The following is a 16,792-nucleotide window of genomic DNA, read 5'->3' on the forward strand; positions in this document are numbered from 1 at the left end:
TCAGGCAGCGGCACAAGGCTTTGTGTAGAGCAACTGCCCGACGAGGGGCCCCTCCGGGTGCCTGCCGTCACGGGCAGGCGCCCGGAAGTCGACGTGCCGGTCCTTTGGGGGAGGACGGGCCGGATGCAGCAATCCGCGTAAGTTCTGCTTTCGCCCACCGTGCTGAGCGAGGCGCTCGTGCCTCCGCGTCAGGCTGTTCACGGGACGGTCCTGCGCTGACGCTGTCCAGCAGAACCGTGGGGCCGCATCCGAGTCCTGGCCTGGCGCAGGAGCCGGTAGACCGTTGCGGTGGAAAGGTTGTGCTCCGCAGCGAGAACCGACACCGCAGCGCCGTTTTCGTACTTCGTCCGAAGCGCCGCCATCAGCTTCTGCCGCTCTGCAGCCTTCGCAGCGGAACGGATGCGCAGCGTCTCCTGTGCCGTGCGCGGTTTGCCGCCGGCCTCGATCAGCAGCTGACGGGCGGCCCGCTTCGTCTTGGCCCCAGCGACAGCCAGTTCCGCCAGAGTGGCGCCGTGCTGCTCGTACAGTCGGCGCAGATGAGTTGCCAGGCGACGGCGCGCCGGAGCTTCACGCATGCGGCGCGTCTCCCACGAAGTGCGCATCACCGTCCCGGCACTGCGGAGCCGGTTGATGACCGTGCCGTATGAAAGGCCGCTGACTTCCACGAGTTCCTGAACCGTGGATCCGGCCTCGTAGCACTTCCGCAAAGCCTCGGGAGCGGTGAGCGGTTGATGGTCGCCCTGTACTGGGCGCTGATCCGTCATGCGGCGGACTCACATTCTCTGAGTGCGTTCGTGTAGGCCGCGGCAAGCTCGTCATATGAGCGCTCGTCGCGCGGAGTGATGAGGATCAAGCGGCCGTCCGTGGCGATCCGCCACTCCGGGTCCGCCACTCCTGTGGCCGGGTTGGTCACGGCTCCGTGCGGCCCGTGCCACTCAGCGGAGATCTCGTCTGGTCTCACGGCAGGAACCAGCACCGAACGGCCATCACGGACCACCACCAGCCCCTTGGCCCGATGCTCCGCCAGGCCCTCCAGCGCCTTGCGGTACGCCGCCCTTTCAGCAGCGTGGAGAGCCTTGCGGCTGGCTGAGGTCCCTGTCGTTCCGTACTGGTCGGCGATCCGGTCCCAACCGTGTGCAGGCGTCACTTGGAGGTCGGTAACAGCGTCCGGGTGGCTGTTACCGAACCCTTCCAGGGCCCTCGGGGCCAAGGACCAGGTCTCGCCGGTCTGGTGGACCAAGCCATGGCTCAAGAGCCGGTCCAGGGTCCGGTAGGCGGTTGCCCGCGAAACGGACGCTGTGACGACGAGTTCGCTTGCGGTCTGGTGGGGACGTGCATGCAGAGCACCGATCACCATGAGAGCGGAGCTGCCCAGAGCCTGGTGCGTGAAGGCGTCGTGCCCCATGAGGCTGCCGATGACGGTGGAATCGACGTCTGCACACAATCCCGTCTCAGGGGTGTTCCACTCCCCAAGTGCCGGGTCGGGGGGGAACTGAGTGGTACGAGATCGAGACTCGGGTGACTGAATGGCAGCACCAGGCCCGTCGCCGAGGTACCAGGTCGATCCTTCCCTGCCTCGTCCGACCTTCAGCCGGCGCAGCCATCCTGCAGGCACGAGAACGGTTTCGTAGGCCTTCCGCAGGGTCTGCCGCGATACTCCCGCCTCTTCGGCTGTCTGACGTTCGCTGGCCGCGTGCAGGCGGCCACCGGCGATCTCCGCGAAGTTCAGGTGGGCACGAAGCACACGCAGCGCGGTCCTGCCTCGTTCGCCGGGCCATGGGGTGGTCTCGATACGGGCTCGCAGGGCCGCGAGGTCCTCGTAGGACTGCTCGCGTGACTCGACCCGTGTCGTGCTGCTGACCGCTGCGCAGGCGCTGTCCCAGACGCGACGGATGTACGCCAGGGCGCGAGCCTGCCCGGAGCGCTGCGCTATGTACTGCGGATGCCTCCCGCCCTCGTGATCCGGGTGCATGAGGAGTTGTGTGAGCTGATCAAGAGTTCCTCCATAACGTGCGACGTGGCAGGCGATGGCGGCAGTGATGCGGTGCCCGTGCTCAGACACGCCCTGCCGACCGCCACGCTGAGTGACCTGTCCGTTACGGTCGAGCTTGCTGTAGCTGCCGGCGGCGTAGCGGCCAGTGAGGTCTCCAAGGAGGACCAGGTCGGCGGCGGCCGGAGGGAGGTGGGCGAGTCCCAGGGGCTTGGTGTGACCGCCTCTGACTGCCTCTGGATGGGGTTTTCCTGGACGCGAAGCCTTCTGTGAGTGCTGCGAACGGGTTACGGCGTATGGCATTCTGGGGTCGTCTCGCGAAAGACATGGACGCCACCGGGGCCCGCTAAAACCACGGGTGGTGTCCGGAACCGACCTCCAATCGGTGCCAGCGAAGAGCCTCCAGGATGGCCGTCCTGGAGGCTTTCGTGTGCCTGGCTCCGGTGGAGGCAGGCATCCCGACCGCGGCTCGACCGGGGAGACCGTGAAGGAGTCGGAGTCGTCGGCCTGTCCGACTCCGGACTCCCGGGTCGCTCAGGCGGCAGGAGCAGAGGGGTTGCCTCTGGCTGCCTCTGAGCGACCCGGGTCGATCCGGGGTCGAATCAGAGCGATTTCCTCTGACTGCCTCCGATCGCCTCTGCAACCCGTCCTAGCAGGTCACAGCCGGTTCGCCCCACAAAGCCGCAGGTCAGAAGGGTGCTTCTGGAGAACCCGGCGTACAGCCCGACTCGTCTGCCGCTTAGGGCTTCCGGCCAGCGAATAACGCAGGTCAGGCGCCCTCCCTCGCGTGTTGGCGGGCCTCGCTGCCCCCTGGTCCACACTGGTTCGAACGGGATCGCACGGCTACGTACGTAGCCATGAAAGCAGCCAAGTCTCGGGCGCCGGAGCTGGGCGACACGATCGGACCGAACCGAGAGTCGGGCTCGTACCGAGCAGGTCGTGGCCGACGCTCACTGCGGCGTCCGGGTCACCCCGGCGCACGTGGATGTCCACCAGGCTGATCCGGCTGAGAGCCAGGGACCGCGCGCGCCCCGTCTCACGCAGCGCGACATGTTCGGCGTGCGACAGCGCCTCGTCGTACTGCTCCAGGTCACGCAGGATCAGAGCTGACTCGCTGGCCAGCGCGGCGGCGTCGAACGGGCTCAGCCACGGGTGATCGACAGCGGGCGAAGCGTCCAGGTCGCGGTGCGCGGCCTCCAGCGCGTGGGTGGCCGGGGTGCGCTGAGACGCGATCGACAGCGCACGCGCCTGCATGGTGTGCAGCCGCGCCGTCAGTGCGGGAATCCGAGGCCCCCGCGCGGCCAGTTCGAGCCCGGTCCGCGCCCAGCCGACAGCCCCGGCCGCATCCCCGGTCTCAAGCGCAAGGTGACTGCTGCTCGCTGCGACGTGCGCGGCCAACGGGAGGTCACCCAAAGGCGCGGGCCAGGGGGAGAGCGCGGGCGAAGTGCTGGGCGGGGCTGGGGCGACTCGTTACGTAGCCATCAAGGTAGCCACGAAGGCGCCCTCCCACGGCATCACGTGATCGCCGGGCATCTTCCCGGGCTTCCGCAAAGGGAATGGGAAAGCACGTACAACTTAAGTTGTAGAAGCCCTACTTCGTTGCTCAACCCTTCGTTTCAAATCGTTGTGATGCTCCGTTTCCGGGGGCACGATGGTCATCGCCACGGCCCTGAACCGCAGAAACGGATGGCTAGGTGCACACGTCGCAACGAAACACAGAGATTGTCTCCCAGGAACAGGTGATGGAAGGGGGCGAGGGATGGCAGCGCATCGCGTTCGAGGAGATCGCGGAGCGTCTTGCCGACCCGGAATTCCCCTGTGTCTTCTCCCGGAACGCCTTCCGCAAGCAGCTCTTGAGATTCGTCTTCGTGGCGGACGGCGGGAGCGAGGGCATCCGGGTGCTGGCGGCGGCCCTCACGGAGTACGTCGAGCAGGCAAGGGCTTGGGACGGCCGGCTGGACACCGCGTATCCGCTGGTCGCGGTGTTCTCGCCGGATGCCGTCAGCGCCGACTCGGTCGCCGGGCACCATGCCTTCGGCTGGCACGTCCTGCAGGAACTGCACCGCGCCGACCCCGCCCCCTGGCCGGCCGGGGTCGCGTCGAGCCCCGACTCCGCGACCTGGTCCATGTGCTTCGCCGGAATGCCGCTGTTCTGCAATATGAGCAGCCCCGCCCACAAGATCCGGCGCAGCAGGAATCTGGGCAGCCATTTCGCGCTCGTCATCAATCCGCGGGAAAGATTCGATGTTTTCGCCGGGGACACTCCGAGCGGCCGGAGAGTGCGCTCGAACATCCGGAACCGAATACACCGCTATGACGGAATACCGCACTCCCCGCAATTGGGCTCCTACGGCGTCGGCGCCCTCGAATGGCTGCAGTACGGCCTGACCGAGGAGAACGCCGAGCGGACGGACAGCTGTCCCTTCGAGCCCCGTGACGGCTTCGCCCCGCAGATCTCCGAAGAGCCCCAACAGCCCCAAGAGCCCCGAGAGACGCAAAGGACCTCCTGACTCATGATCGAACTCATCGTCTCCCAAGGCCGGGTGGCCGACCGGGCGCCCCGCATGATCGAGGGCGCGGCCCGTCTCGCGCGGGCCCTGGAGCGGCGTCACGGACTCACCGGCCGCTGGATCGGCGAGCCCGCGCCGGCCGTCGACGACGACTGGAGCCTGAGCCTGCCGCGGGCCGCGGAGCAGCTCGGCGCGCTGGGCCGGGCCGTCGGCGAGAGCATCCGGGCCGGCCACCGGACGGTCATGATCTCCAACACCTGCCCGGCGAGCATCGGCACGCTGCCGGTGGTGGCCCGGGAGATCCCGGACGCCGTGGTGCTCTACATCGACGGGCACGGCGACTTCAACACCCCGGACACGACCGGCACCGGCTACCTGGGCGGCATGGTCCTCGCCGCCGCGTGCGGCCTGTGGGACAGCGGGCACGGCGCCGGACTGCCCGCCTCGCAGGCGGTCCTGGTGGGCGCCCGGGACATCGACGAGGCCGAGGCCGCGCTGATCGCGCGGGCCGGGGTGCGGGTGATCCCGCCGAAGGAGACCACGGCCGAGAACATCCTGGACGCCATCGGCGACCGGCCCGTGTGGGTGCACATCGACTGGGACGTCCTGGAGCCCGGCCATGTGCCGGCCGACTACACCGTCCCGGACGGACTGCTCCCGGAACAGATCCGCACCGTCTTCGACACGATCCCGGCGGACCGGCTGCGCGGGGTCGAACTGGCCGAGTTCAACGCCTCGACGGACGAGGCGGAGAACGAGCGGGCGGTCGACGTGATCCTCGACATGATCGCCCCCGTCTTCGAGCCCGCGCCCGTCCTCGCCGGCTGACCCCTCGTCGGCCGACCCCCCGCCGTACGCGCCCCGCACCCGCCCTCGCCGGCTGACCCCTCGCCGTACGCGCCCGCCCCGCTGCACGCCCCAAGGAGATTCCCCATGCCCCTGTACGACAGCATCCTCGACACCGTCGGCCGCACGCCCATCGTCAGGCTGAACCGTCTGGCCCCCGCCCACACCTCGGTCTACGTGAAGGTGGAGGCCTTCAATCCGGGCGGCTCGGTGAAGGACCGGCTCGCGCTCTCCGTGGTCCTCGACGCCGAGGCGAAGGGCCTGCTCAAGCCCGGGGACACGATCGTCGAGTGCACCTCGGGCAACGTCGGCATCGCGCTGGCGATGGTGGCCGCGGCGCGCGGCTACCACTTCGTCGCGGTCATGGGGGACACCTACTCGCAGGAGCGGCGCAAGCTGATCCGGGCCTACGGCGGCAAGGTGATCCTCTTCCCCGGCGAACTGGGCAGCAGCGGAGGCAACGCCATCGCCGACGAACTCGCCGAGCGGCACGGCTGGTTCCGGGCCCACCAGTTCGACAACCCGGCCAACCCCGCCTACCACCGGGAGACCACGGCCTCGGAGATCCTCGCCGACTTCGCGGGCAAGCGGCTGGACTACTTCGTCACCGGGTTCGGCACCAGCGGCACCCTCACCGGGGTGGGCCAGATGCTGAAGACCGCCCGCCCGGGGGTGCGCGTGGTCGCCACGGAGCCGGAGAACGCCGCGATCCTCGGCAAGAAGGAGTGGAACGTCCACCGGATCCAGGGCTGGTCCCCGAACTTCGTGCCCAGCGTCCTCGACGACAGCGTCATCGACGAACTGGTCACCGTCGACGAGGTGGTGGGCCGCGACACCGCGCGCAGGCTCGCCGCGGAGGAGGGCATCTTCGCCGGCATCTCGGCGGGCGCCACCCTGGCCACCGCGCTGCGCGTCGCGGAGACCGCCCCGGAGGGCTCGGTACTGCTCGCGATGCTGCCGGACACCGGGGAACGGTATCTGTCCACGTTCCTCATGGAAGGGGTGAACGAGGGCTCGGACGACGAGTGGCTCGCGTCGCTGGGCACCGGGAGCTGACGTGATGAGGGAATTCGTCCCCCCGGCCGCCCGGTTCGTGGACCTTCCCGCCGAGTTCACCCTGCGGCGCGGCGGGACGCTGAACGGCGCGCGCGTGGCGTACGAGACCGTCGGACGGCTCACCCCGGAACGCGACAACGCGGTCCTGGTCCTCACCGGCCTGTCTCCCGACAGCCATGTCGCCTCCCATCCGCAGGACCCGAGCCCCGGCTGGTGGGAGGCCATGGTGGGGCCGGGCAAGCCGGTCGACACCGACCGCTGGTTCGTGATCTGCGTGAACGCGCTGGGCAGTTGCAAGGGTTCGACCGGGCCCGCCTCGACCGATCCCGGTACGGGGCGGCCGTACGGCCCGGACTTCCCGGAACTGTCCATGGAGGACGTCGCCGACGCGGCGGCCCACACCGTACGCGCCCTGGGCGTCGAGCGGCTGGCGTGTGTCGTCGGCACCTCCATGGGCGGCATGAGCGCGCTGTCCCTGCTGGCCCGCCACCCCGGGCTGGCCCGCGCCCATCTGAACATCTGCGGGGCGGCGAACTCGCTGCCGTTCGCGACGGCGATCCGCTCGCTGCAGCGCGAGGCGATCCGCTTCGACCCGCAGTGGAACGAGGGCCGGTACGACAGCGCGACCTACCCGCACCGCGGCATGCTCACGGCCCGCAAGCTGGGCATGACGACCTACCGTTCGGCCCGGGAGTGGGACAACCGCTTCGGCCGCAGCCGCATCGCCGCCGAACGCCGTACGGACGACGATCCGTTCGGGCCGGAGTTCGAGGTCGAGGCGTATCTCGACTGCCACGCCCGCAAGTTCGCCCGCCGGTTCGACCCCAACAGCTATCTCTTCCTCAGCCGCGCCATGGACCGGTTCGACCTCGGCGAGTCCTGCGCCACCACGACCGCGCGGGCGCTCGCCCGGATATGGCTGGAGAAGGCGCTGGTGATCGGGGTCGAGACCGACATCCTGTTCCCCCTGCGGCAGCAGCGGGAGATCGCCGACGGGCTCGCCGCCGGCGGCACGGACACCGCGTTCCTGGCCCTGGAGTCGGAGGAGGGCCACGACGCCTTCCTCGTCGACATCGACCGCTTCGGCACCCCCGTCGCCAAGTTCCTCACCACGCTCTAGGGGGCGTCTCGCCGATCACGCCGGGCTCGCGGCGCCTGGCACCGCGCCTCGCCGCGTTGTCGTCACTCGCCGATGCTCCGCATCGACTCCCTCCTCCGCCTTGCGATGCACGGCACCAGACGCCGCTCCCTGATCCGGCCTGATCGACGAGACACCCCCTAGCCCTACCGCTACCGAAGACCTACGGAGACCTGCCATGTCCGACCAGACGTCCAGGCTGGCCCTCGTCACCGGTGCCAACCGCGGCATCGGATACGAGACGGCACGCCAGCTCGCCGCCGAGGGCGTGCGGGTGCTGCTCGCCGGACGGGACCGGGAAGCGGTCGCCGCGGCGGCCGGGGAACTGCGCGGCGCCGGCCTCGCGGTGGAGCCGCTCGTGCTCGACGTGACCGACACCGACAGCATCCGGGAGGCCGCCGCCGAGGTGGAGCGGACGTACGGCCGCCTGGACATCCTCGTCAACAACGCCGCCATCCGGGTCGAGGAGTACGGCAGGAAGCCCTCGCAGCAGCCCCTGGCCCAGTGGCGCGAGACCTTCGACACCAACCTGTTCGGCGTCGTCGAGGTGACCCGCGCCTTCCTGCCGCTGCTGCTGCGCTCCCCGGCCGGGCGCGTCGTCAACCTGTCCAGCCTGCTCGGCTCGATCGGCACCCACGGCGACCCGGACTCCTACGCCTACAGCGACATGTTCAAGTCCCTTCCCGCCTACAGCGCTTCGAAGAGCGCGGTCAACTCATGGACCGTCCACCTCGCCTACGAGCTGCGCGACACCCCGGTCAAGGTGAACGCCGTCCACCCCGGCTACACCAGGACCGGCATGAACGACGGCGAGGGCGAGCTGGAGATCCCCGACGGCGCACGGACCGGCGTGGCGATGGCGCTGCTCGACGACGACGGACCGACCGGCACCTACACCCACCGCGGCGCAACCGTCCCCTGGTAATTCACTGGAGAACTCTCGATGGGCAATTACGTGGCCCTGGCCACCGATATGACCAGCCTTCCGATCGACTACGACATGCCGCTGCTGCTGGAGGCGTGCCAGGCAAGGGGCCTGCGGGCCGAGATATGCAGCTGGGAGGACCCGGAGATCGACTGGGGCGGCTTCGACGCCGTGCTGCTGCGCTCCCCGTGGAGCTATGTCGAGCAGCTGCCGCGCTTCCTCAGCTGGTGCGAGCGCGTCACCGCCGTGACGCATCTGCTCAACCCGCTGCCGGTGGTGCGCTGGAACCTCGACAAGAGCTACCTCGGCGATCTGGACGCCGCCGGGGTGCCGGTCGTACCGAGCAGCTTCGTGGCCCCCGAGGCGGATCCGGCCGACGCGCTGCGCGCCTTCCTCGAACGACACCCCGACGCGGGGGAGTACGTGGTGAAGCCGACCGTCGGCGCCTACTCGCGGGACGTGCAGCGGTACTCCCGCGGCCAGGAGGCCGACGCCACCCGGCACATCGCCAAGCTGCTCCAGCAGGGGTGCGACGCGCTGATCCAGCCCTATCTGGACGCCATCGACCGCGACGGCGAGACGGACCTCGTCTACTTCGACGGCGTCTACAGCCACGCCATCCGCAAGCGGGCGCTGCTCCTGCCGGACGGTACCGTCGACGCCCCCACCCAGGACGCCCGCACCGCGCGGGACGCCGCCGAGGACGAACGGGCCGTCGCCTCGGCCGCGCTGGCGGCGGTGGTGGACCGCCTGGAGCTGGACAAGCCCCTGCTGTACGGCCGCGTCGACCTCATCCGGGACGGCGACGGCAGGCCCGTGCTCCTCGAACTGGAGGTGTGCGAACCGTCGTTGAGCATGCCCTTCGCGAAGGGCTCCGCGGCGCGGTTCGCCGAGGCCATCGCCGTACGACTGGAAGACCTTGCCGAGACCGACCGAGACCGGAGTGACCGATGACCACCACGACCACCAAGGCGAGTGCCCCCGCCCCCGCCGCCCAGCTCCCCGCCGGGCCCGCCCCCTCGGTGGTGCCGCGCGGCACCCTGTACGCGGCGCTCGGGGTGGTGAGCTTCTCCTTCAGCTTCCCCGGCACGGTGTGGGCCCTCGACGGATTCGGGCCGTGGAGCGCCATCGGGGTGCGCGGGGTGCTCGCCGCCGTCATCGCGCTCATCGCCCTCCTGGTCACGCGGGCGCCGCTGCCGGCCCGCGCCGACTGGCCCGCGCTCGCTGTCGTCGCGGGCGGCTGCGCGATCGGGTTCCCGCTGCTCACCACGCTCGCCCTGCAGACCTCCTCCACGGCCAACTCGGCGATCGTCATCGGGGCGCTGCCGATGGCCACGGCCGCGTTCTCCGCGGTCCTGACCCGGCGCCGGCCCTCCAAGGTGTTCTGGGCCGCGGCCCTGACCGGCGGGGCCACCGTGATCACCTTCACGCTCACGCAGAACCACGGCACACCGACCGTCGCCGACCTCTATCTCTTCGGCGCGCTCGTGGTCTGCGCGGCCGGATACGCCTTCGGCGGTCGGCTGTCCGCCCATATGCCGGGCTGGCGGGTCATCGCCTGGGGCGTGGTGCTCGCCGCGCCGGTCAACCTGGCCGTGTCCCTGTGGGCGCTGCCGCACGAGCCGGTGCACCTCACAGGCAAGGCGCTGGTCGGCATGGCGTACATCGCCGCCGTCTCGCAGTTCGGCGGGTTCGTCGTCTGGTACAAGGGCATGGGCCTCATCGGCGTCGCCCGGGCCAGCCAGCTCCAGCTCGCGCAGCCGCTGCTGACGCTCGTGTGGGCGGTGCTGCTGCTCGGTGAGGAGATCGGCGCGGCCGTTCCGCTGACCGCGGTCATCGTGCTCACCTGCATCGTCGTCACCCAACGGGCCAGGGCGTCCTGAGCGCGGGTCCGCCCCCCGGCCGGGGGGCGGACCGCTGTCTTCTCGCCCCTCGAACGGCCTGTTCTCTCCGCTGCGGGCGGGTGCTACTTTTCTCCGCGATCATGACCCGGGGGAAGGACGCATCGTTGAGCCGTCAGGCAGCCGCAGAGCAACTCCGAACCGCCACAGCCGAGATCGTCGAGGCGTACCACGCGGCGCTGACGCGGCTGAGCAGCCCGCTCGCGACGCGTGAGGACGCCTGGCAGCAGTGCCGCTACCAGGCCCGGAACATCGTGGCCGAGTGCGCGCAGTCGCTGGAGACCGGACGGCCGGTGGAGGTCACGGGGGTCGGGGAGTACTCCCGGCTCCTAGGGGCGCACCGCGTCACCCAGCAGATCCCGGTCTCCGAGTCGGTGCGGGCGGCGGAGGTGCTCTGGGAGGCCATGCAGGACGCGGTCGCCCGGGCCGCGGCTCTGGCGCCCGGGGAACGGCACGCGGTGCAGCAGGAGATCAGCACCGCCTTCCGTACGGCCACCGGAATGCGTCTCTACCAGGGGATCCGCGGATACGAGGAGGCCGCACGGCCGGCGGGCCCGGCCGGCCGGCCGGAGAGCGCGGACCGTCCGGAGCGCCCGGAACGTGGATCCGGGGAGGCGACCGCGCCCGCGGCGGACGCGGAGGCGCAGGCCCTGGAGCTGCTCACGCTGCGGGAACGGGAGATCCTCGAAGCGGTGCGGGAGGGGCTGACCAACCGGCAGATCAGCCGGCGCTTCGAGATCACCGAGGCGACCGTCAAACGGCATCTGCACAACGCCTACCGCAAGCTGGGCATCAACTCGCGGGTGCAGGCCCTCAACAAGACGTTCCCGGGACAGAGCTGACCGCGCCGCTCGGTGCGGCGCGGTCGGGGTGATCACAGATGGTGCGGGTGTCGCGCGGCCGGGGCCGGCGGGTGGTCAGACGAGGGTCGGTGCCAGGCCCAGGCCGAGCATCGCGCTCAGGTTCGCGACGTACTGGGTGACCATGAAGGCCCGGTAGGCGCCGCGCCGCCGCAGCCGGTCGGCGTGCGCGTGGCGGGCGGCCCGTACCACCCGGACGACCACCCACGCCGCCCCGAGCGCCACCGGCACCGCGACCACCAGGGCGGTCGGCGCCCACAGCAGGGCCAGCGCCGGTGCGGCCGTGCCGACCGCGAGCGCACCGGCGACCGCCAGGGCCCGGGCGGCCCGCGCACCGTGCACGACCGCGACGGTGCGCCGGCCGCCGGCCGCGTCCCCGGTGACGTCGCCCAGGTCCTTGACCACGGCGCCCACCAGGGCCATCCAGGCCGACATCACCCCGGCGACCAGCACGCCCGTGGCGGTCCAGCCGCTCCCGGACGCCGAGACACCGGCCCCGTAGGCGGTCGCGCCCAGCCCGAACACCACCACCGCGCAGCGCCCGCTGGAGCACTTCGCCTTCACCGGGTCGGCCGAGTACGCCCAGCCCAGCACCAGGAAGGCGGCCGTCCACGCCACGGTGCCCGGCCCCGTGAGTCCGGCCAGCAACAGGGCGGCGCAGGCCAGCAGGACGGTGGCGTTGGCGGCGGTGCGCTCGGGGAGGTCGCCGCGGGCGATCGGCCGCTGTGAGCCGTTGGCCCGGTCCTCGTGGACGTCGGCGACGCCGTTGAGGAGATACGCGCAGGCCACAGCGCACCACAGGGAGACCATGCCGAGCGCGGGCCGCGCCAGGGAGTGCGGCAGTTGCGCCGCCGACACCACACCCACCACGAACCGCAGGAGGAAGGCCACCTGCACGACCGGTCGTGCCTCCCGCCAACAGAGGCGAACCGTTTCCGCCAGGGACTGCCACGTGGCGTGCCAGCGGAGATCCAGGACTTGAGCCGGCCTGGTGGCGATCGCTTGCCCACTGAGATTGATCACGGGAGCAACCCTAGGAATCGGCTCACAGCCCCCGCCATACAACCATCGGCGTACACGGGGTGTACCACCGTGCCCTCAACCGCCCCTGTTCTCAGGGGTTTTGCGCACGTCCGATGGTCACCGGCACTTGTCCCCGCCCCCCTCGGCGGGCACCAGCCAAGCCTTGCCCGCGGGCAGTTTCACCGGCTCGTCGGTGGCCTGGTCCCACAGGACGGCCGTGCCGCCCGCGACGTTGATGAGCAGGTAGGGGCGGTCCGGGTCCAGGGCGGGGCCCTCACCGGCCACGCCGCGCAGGGCGGTCGTGGTGCGCACGCACGTCCAGGACGGTTCGACGCCGAAGTACGGAGGCGGTGTCTCGCCGCGCTCGGCGGCGGCCTTGGTGCGTTCCGCCGCCCTGCCCGCCGAGTCCAGCGCGTAGCCGCCGGTGACGGCCAGGATGGCGAGGAAGACGGCCATGTGCAGGACGACGTTGGTGCGTTCGCCGGGTGCCGCGTAGAAGTGGTGGCGGTGCCGGGCCACGCCCCACCAGGCGGGGACCAGCAGCACGTAGGCCAGGATCGACAGCAGCTTCAGCGCGGCGAGGAACTGCCAGATGGGCGGGACGTCGAGATCGCTCGTGCTCAGGTCCAGCTCGTCGGCGTACAGGGCGTGGAGCACGGAGCCCGCGGCCACGAAGCTCGACACCACGACGGTGACCACGAGCGGGACGGCCCACGCGACCCACTCGCCCCACGTCCACTGCCGCACCAGCAGCCACAGTCCGGTGACGACCCCCAGGACCAGGGCGAGGTAGAAAACGTCCGACGGCCGCCAGCCGTCACCGCCGACGAGCCCCAGGGCGCCCGCAGTGAAGAAGCCGGACGCGGCCAGGACCAGGACGGCGCCCATCATCCGGCCGTCGGGGAACAGCCGCCAGCCGGCCCGTGCGGTCCCCGCGACGCCGACGGCCGTCAGCAGCCCCCAGAACCACCAGCTCGCCGGGACGGCGTGGGAGGCGCAGACCAGCGCGAGGGCCGGTACCAAGGCCCACGCGACCGCGTGGACGGTCCGGCGCTCGCCCTCCTCCTCCGGCCACCGCCGCACCGGGTCCTTCCACATGCCGTCCAGCGGCCGCACGGCCACCGCGGAGGGATCCCCCCGCTGCCCGGCGCGGGCCAGGCGCAGCGCCTGGCCCGCGGGGCCGGTGACCATGCCTCCGGCGTCATAGGAGCCGCGCGTCAGCGCCCAGCCGGCGAAGTGCCTGCGCCAGGAGGAGCGCAGGGCGAGCCGTCTGCGCCGCGCGTCGATGACGCGCCACGCCGAGCGCGTCTGCCGGTCCCGGTGCAGGTGCTCGGCGCGCAGTACGTACGCCTCCAGCCGCGCGGCCCGGGCCATCTTGCGGACCCGTTCGGCGGCGCCTCGGTCGCAACCCCTCGCGATGCCGAAGAGACGTACCTCGATCTGATAGACGCGCGAGCCGGGGTCGGGTTCGACGGCGCTCCCCAGGGGGCCCTGCCCGGCCGGGTGGTGCGAACGAACCGGCCAGTCGTGCCGGGCGAACCGGTCCTCGGCCTCCTGCCAGTCGTCCTCCCCGCCCCTGACCTCGACGAAGACGCGCACCCGCTGGTCATAGCGTCCCTGCACCATCGTTCCCCCCTCCTGCCACCACCTCCGGCGGGTGGCAGGGTAAGGGGCACACGAGTGTCATGGTCAACTTCCGGCCGGGGCACCGCCCCTCACATCGGCGGGTTGCCGTGCTTGCGCTCCGGCAGCGGGACGTGCTTCGCGCGCAGCATCGCGAGGGAGCGGATCAGCACCGCGCGGGTCTCACCCGGGTCGATGACGTCGTCGACGAGGCCGCGCTCGGCCGCGTAGTACGGGTGCATCAGCTCCGCCTTGTACTCCTTGATGAGCCGCGCGCGGGTGGTCTCCGGGTCGTCGGAGGCGGCGATCTCCCGGCGGAACACCACGTTCGCCGCGCCCTCCGCGCCCATCACGGCGATCTCGTTCGTCGGCCAGGCGAAGGAGAGGTCGGCGCCGATCGAGCGGGAGTCCATGACGATGTAGGCGCCGCCGTACGCCTTGCGCACGACCAGCGAGATCCGGGGCACGGTCGCGTTGCAGTAGGCGTACAGCAGCTTCGCGCCGTGGCGGATGATGCCGCCGTGCTCCTGGTCCACGCCGGGCAGGAAGCCGGGCACGTCGACCAGGGTGACGAGGGGGATGTTGAAGGCGTCGCAGGTCTGCACGAACCGGGCGGCCTTCTCGGAGCCGTGGATGTCGAGGACGCCGGCGAGCGCCGCGGGCTGGTTGGCGATCACGCCGACGACCTGCCCGTCCAGCCGGGCCAGCGCGCACACCACGTTGCGCGCCCAGGCCTCGTGGACCTCGAAGTACTCGCCGTCGTCGACGATCTCCTCGATCACCGTGCGCATGTCGTACGCCTGCTGCGGGTCCGCCGGCACCAGGGTGGTCAGCGCGTCGGTGCGGCGGTCGGCGGGGTCGTCGGAGCGTACGGCGGGCGGCAGTTCTCGGTTGTTCTGCGGGAGCAGCGACAGCAGGTGACGGACATCGGCCAGGCATTCGGCCTCGTCGTCGTAGGCGAAGCCGGACACGCCCGACAGTCCGGCGTGCACGTCGGCGCCGCCGAGGCCGTCGTGGGTGATCTTCTCGCCGGTCACCGCCTGGACGACGTCCGGGCCGGTGATGAACATCTGGGCGGTGCCGCGCACCATGAACACGAAGTCGGTGAGGGCGGGGGAGTAGGCGGCGCCGCCCGCGCACGGGCCGAGGATGACGCTGATCTGCGGGATCACCCCGGAGGAGCGGGTGTTGCGGCGGAAGATGCCGCCGTAGCCGGCGAGTGCCGTGACGCCTTCCTGGATGCGGGCGCCGGCGCCGTCGCTCAGTCCGACGATGGGCGCTCCGGCCGCCTCCGCCAGGTCCATCACCTTGTGGATCTTCTGGGCGTGGGCCTCGCCGAGGGCGCCGCCGAAGACCCGGAAGTCGTGGGCGTAGGCGAAGACCGTACGGCCGTGGACCAGGCCCCAGCCGATCACCACTCCGTCGCCGTGCGGCTTGCGGTCCTCCAGGCCGAAGCCGGTGGCGCGGTGCCGGCGCAGCGGCTCGATCTCGGTGAACGTGCCCTCGTCGAAGAGGAGCCGGAGGCGCTCGGGGGCGGTCAGCTTGCCCTTGGCGTGCTGGCGCCGCGTGGCGTCCGGGTCGGGGCCGCGGCTCAGCTCCTCCTTCAGCCGTGTCAACTCGTCGGTGGAGCGGCGTAGATCAGGCGCGGGGGCGATGGCGAGCAGTTCGTCGAAGGTCGTCATTGCGGCACCGTAGGAGTCCGCTCTCGAACCCTTCGGTACGTCTCCTCGAACACGGCTCGACTGCCGCCTGATCGGGGACGGCCCGGCTCGGGCCGCGTATCGGCCGTGCGGGGTCGTGCGGTGGGGGGTGAGGCAGGTGCGGGGGGTGCGGGCGGGAGGGCCGGTTCAGTCCGCCGTGGCCGGGTACAGCGCGCGGTCCGGGTCGCCGGAGAGCACCGCCTGGTGCAGTTCCTGGAGGGTGGCGGACGGCTCCAGGCCCAGCTCGCGGACCAGGGAGCCGCGCAGGCGCTGGTACGCCTCCAGGGCGCGCCAGCTGCCGCCGCTGCGGTGCAGGGCACGCATCAGCTGGGCGCAGAAGCCCTCGTGGAGCGGGTGGCGGGCGGCCAGCACCCGCAGTTCCGGCACCACTTCGGCGTGCCGGCCGAGCCGCAGGTCCGCCTCGATGCGCCGCTCCAGAGCGGTGGTGCGCTCCTCGTTCAGCCGCAGCACCTCCAGCTCCAGCACCGAACCGGCCGGTACGTCGACCAGCGCCGGGCCCTGCCAGAGGGCGAGCGCGCGGCGCAGCAGGTCGGAGGCCATGCGGTAGTCGCCGAGCTCGAAGGCGGTGCCGCCGTTCACGGCGAGCCGCTCGAACTCGTGGGCGTCCACGCGGCCCGGCTGCACCTGGAGCAGATAGCCGCCGAACCGGGTGACCAGGACGTCCTTCGCGTGCCGCGGGTCACCGTCCAGCGCGGCGGTGATCCTGCGGCGGAGCTGCAGGACGTACGTCTGCAGTGTGGTGGAGGCGCTGCGGGGGATGCTCTCGCCCCAGATCTCCTCCATCAGTGTGGGTACCGACACCACTCGGTCGGCGTGCAGGGCGAGCAGCGCCAGCAACTGGCGGGGCTTGGCAGCACTCGGTACCACTGAGACGCCGCGCTCCTGCGCGGCGAGCGACCCCAGGACCTGGATCTCCATCGGTGTCCTCTCCCCGTTGGGTCACGGCCGCCGGCGTACCCATGGCGGCCTTGCGGACTCAGGTTCCCGAGGTTCCCATCGCGGGCGGTTCGCGGCCCAGTGAGCGAAGCACGACCGTAATCATGAAAATGTCATGGGTCGCCAGTGAGTGTCGCACTGACGGACGCCGGAGTTCCGGACGCAGACTTCCGACCCAGACGCCGACGCGATCCGGTCGGCGGGTTCCTTTCCCCGCGGCTCTCGCGGGGCTGTACCTCAGCGTACGTTCGGCAGCATTTCAC

At 71.1% G+C, this 16,792-nt stretch carries 15 protein-coding genes; 8 read left to right on the forward strand and 7 right to left on the reverse strand.

Annotation, left to right across the window (positions count from 1 at the left end; all coding sequences use genetic code 11):
* Positions 1-197: 197 nt before the first annotated feature.
* The 3 genes from ACSU6L_RS26390 to ACSU6L_RS26400 all read right to left on the reverse strand — a co-directional run bounded on the left by ACSU6L_RS26390 (position 198) and on the right by ACSU6L_RS26400 (position 3,388).
* Positions 198-764, reverse strand: a complete 567-nt coding sequence (locus ACSU6L_RS26390) for a helix-turn-helix domain-containing protein (RefSeq protein WP_437060657.1) — start codon at positions 762-764, stop codon at positions 198-200.
* Positions 761-1,972: a hypothetical protein gene (locus ACSU6L_RS26395; protein WP_437060659.1), complete on the reverse strand. Its 1,212-nt coding sequence runs from the start codon at positions 1,970-1,972 to the stop codon at positions 761-763. Before ACSU6L_RS26395 ends, ACSU6L_RS26390 begins: the two co-directional genes overlap by 4 nt.
* Before the next feature lie 861 nt (positions 1,973-2,833).
* Positions 2,834-3,388 carry a hypothetical protein gene (locus tag ACSU6L_RS26400; RefSeq protein WP_437060661.1) on the reverse strand — a complete coding sequence of 185 codons (555 nt, stop codon included), beginning with the start codon at positions 3,386-3,388 and terminating at the stop codon, positions 2,834-2,836.
* Between the two features lie 344 nt (positions 3,389-3,732).
* Here ACSU6L_RS26400 and ACSU6L_RS26405 point away from each other — a divergent pair, with 344 nt between their 5' ends.
* The 8 genes from ACSU6L_RS26405 (at position 3,733) to ACSU6L_RS26440 (ending at position 11,208) form a co-directional block, all read left to right on the forward strand.
* Positions 3,733-4,500 (forward strand): YqcI/YcgG family protein, encoded by a 768-nt coding sequence (locus tag ACSU6L_RS26405; protein WP_437060663.1) that lies wholly within the window; start codon positions 3,733-3,735, stop codon positions 4,498-4,500.
* A gap of 3 nt (positions 4,501-4,503) precedes the next feature.
* Complete coding sequence (locus tag ACSU6L_RS26410; protein ID WP_437060665.1) at positions 4,504-5,328, forward strand: arginase family protein; 825 nt, start codon at positions 4,504-4,506, stop codon at positions 5,326-5,328.
* 105 nt (positions 5,329-5,433) lie between these two features.
* A complete protein-coding gene (cysK, locus tag ACSU6L_RS26415; RefSeq protein WP_073938855.1) occupies positions 5,434-6,402 on the forward strand; it encodes a cysteine synthase A in 969 nt (322 codons plus the stop codon).
* 4 nt (positions 6,403-6,406) lie between these two features.
* Complete coding sequence (metX, locus tag ACSU6L_RS26420) at positions 6,407-7,522, forward strand: homoserine O-acetyltransferase MetX (protein ID WP_437060667.1); 1,116 nt, start codon at positions 6,407-6,409, stop codon at positions 7,520-7,522.
* Between the two features lie 196 nt (positions 7,523-7,718).
* Positions 7,719-8,465, forward strand: coding sequence for an SDR family oxidoreductase (locus ACSU6L_RS26425; RefSeq protein WP_437060669.1), 747 nt, complete (start codon positions 7,719-7,721; stop codon positions 8,463-8,465).
* An 18-nt stretch (positions 8,466-8,483) separates the two neighbouring features.
* On the forward strand, positions 8,484-9,419 hold the full coding sequence (locus tag ACSU6L_RS26430; RefSeq protein ID WP_437060671.1) for an ATP-grasp domain-containing protein: 936 nt from the start codon (positions 8,484-8,486) through the stop codon (positions 9,417-9,419).
* On the forward strand, positions 9,416-10,348 hold the full coding sequence (locus ACSU6L_RS26435) for a DMT family transporter (protein ID WP_437060673.1): 933 nt from the start codon (positions 9,416-9,418) through the stop codon (positions 10,346-10,348). The genes ACSU6L_RS26430 and ACSU6L_RS26435 overlap by 4 nt, the downstream gene beginning before the upstream one ends.
* 125 nt (positions 10,349-10,473) lie before the next feature.
* Positions 10,474-11,208 (forward strand): response regulator transcription factor, encoded by a 735-nt coding sequence (locus ACSU6L_RS26440; RefSeq protein WP_437060675.1) that lies wholly within the window; start codon positions 10,474-10,476, stop codon positions 11,206-11,208.
* Between the two features lie 75 nt (positions 11,209-11,283).
* Here ACSU6L_RS26440 and ACSU6L_RS26445 read toward each other — a convergent pair whose 3' ends face one another.
* The 4 genes from ACSU6L_RS26445 to ACSU6L_RS26460 all read right to left on the reverse strand — a co-directional run bounded on the left by ACSU6L_RS26445 (position 11,284) and on the right by ACSU6L_RS26460 (position 16,511).
* Entirely contained in the window at positions 11,284-12,123 is an 840-nt protein-coding gene (locus tag ACSU6L_RS26445) for a UbiA family prenyltransferase (protein WP_437060677.1), read from the reverse strand.
* A gap of 243 nt (positions 12,124-12,366) precedes the next feature.
* Positions 12,367-13,875 carry a hypothetical protein gene (locus tag ACSU6L_RS26450; RefSeq protein ID WP_437060679.1) on the reverse strand — a complete coding sequence of 503 codons (1,509 nt, stop codon included), beginning with the start codon at positions 13,873-13,875 and terminating at the stop codon, positions 12,367-12,369.
* A gap of 89 nt (positions 13,876-13,964) precedes the next feature.
* Positions 13,965-15,554 (reverse strand): acyl-CoA carboxylase subunit beta, encoded by a 1,590-nt coding sequence (locus ACSU6L_RS26455; protein WP_073938862.1) that lies wholly within the window; start codon positions 15,552-15,554, stop codon positions 13,965-13,967.
* 165 nt (positions 15,555-15,719) lie between these two features.
* Entirely contained in the window at positions 15,720-16,511 is a 792-nt protein-coding gene (locus ACSU6L_RS26460; RefSeq protein WP_073938863.1) for an AfsR/SARP family transcriptional regulator, read from the reverse strand.
* Positions 16,512-16,792: the final 281 nt, after the last annotated feature.

This window comes from Streptomyces sp. enrichment culture (assembly GCF_964272855.1).
In the GTDB taxonomy this organism is placed as follows: Bacteria; Actinomycetota; Actinomycetes; order Streptomycetales; family Streptomycetaceae; genus Streptomyces.

Coding starts and splice junctions, on each gene's coding strand:
- ACSU6L_RS26390 (WP_437060657.1), bottom strand. CDS start 764: ATGACGGATCAGCGCCCAGTACAGGGCGACCATCAACCGCTCACCGCT.
- ACSU6L_RS26395 (WP_437060659.1), bottom strand. CDS start 1,972: ATGCACCCGGATCACGAGGGCGGGAGGCATCCGCAGTACATAGCGCAG.
- ACSU6L_RS26405 (WP_437060663.1), top strand. CDS start 3,733: ATGGAAGGGGGCGAGGGATGGCAGCGCATCGCGTTCGAGGAGATCGCG.
- ACSU6L_RS26410 (WP_437060665.1), top strand. CDS start 4,504: ATGATCGAACTCATCGTCTCCCAAGGCCGGGTGGCCGACCGGGCGCCC.
- cysK (WP_073938855.1), top strand. CDS start 5,434: ATGCCCCTGTACGACAGCATCCTCGACACCGTCGGCCGCACGCCCATC.
- metX (WP_437060667.1), top strand. CDS start 6,407: ATGAGGGAATTCGTCCCCCCGGCCGCCCGGTTCGTGGACCTTCCCGCC.
- ACSU6L_RS26425 (WP_437060669.1), top strand. CDS start 7,719: ATGTCCGACCAGACGTCCAGGCTGGCCCTCGTCACCGGTGCCAACCGC.
- ACSU6L_RS26430 (WP_437060671.1), top strand. CDS start 8,484: ATGGGCAATTACGTGGCCCTGGCCACCGATATGACCAGCCTTCCGATC.
- ACSU6L_RS26435 (WP_437060673.1), top strand. CDS start 9,416: ATGACCACCACGACCACCAAGGCGAGTGCCCCCGCCCCCGCCGCCCAG.
- ACSU6L_RS26450 (WP_437060679.1), bottom strand. CDS start 13,875: ATGGTGCAGGGACGCTATGACCAGCGGGTGCGCGTCTTCGTCGAGGTC.
- ACSU6L_RS26455 (WP_073938862.1), bottom strand. CDS start 15,554: ATGACGACCTTCGACGAACTGCTCGCCATCGCCCCCGCGCCTGATCTA.
- ACSU6L_RS26460 (WP_073938863.1), bottom strand. CDS start 16,511: ATGGAGATCCAGGTCCTGGGGTCGCTCGCCGCGCAGGAGCGCGGCGTC.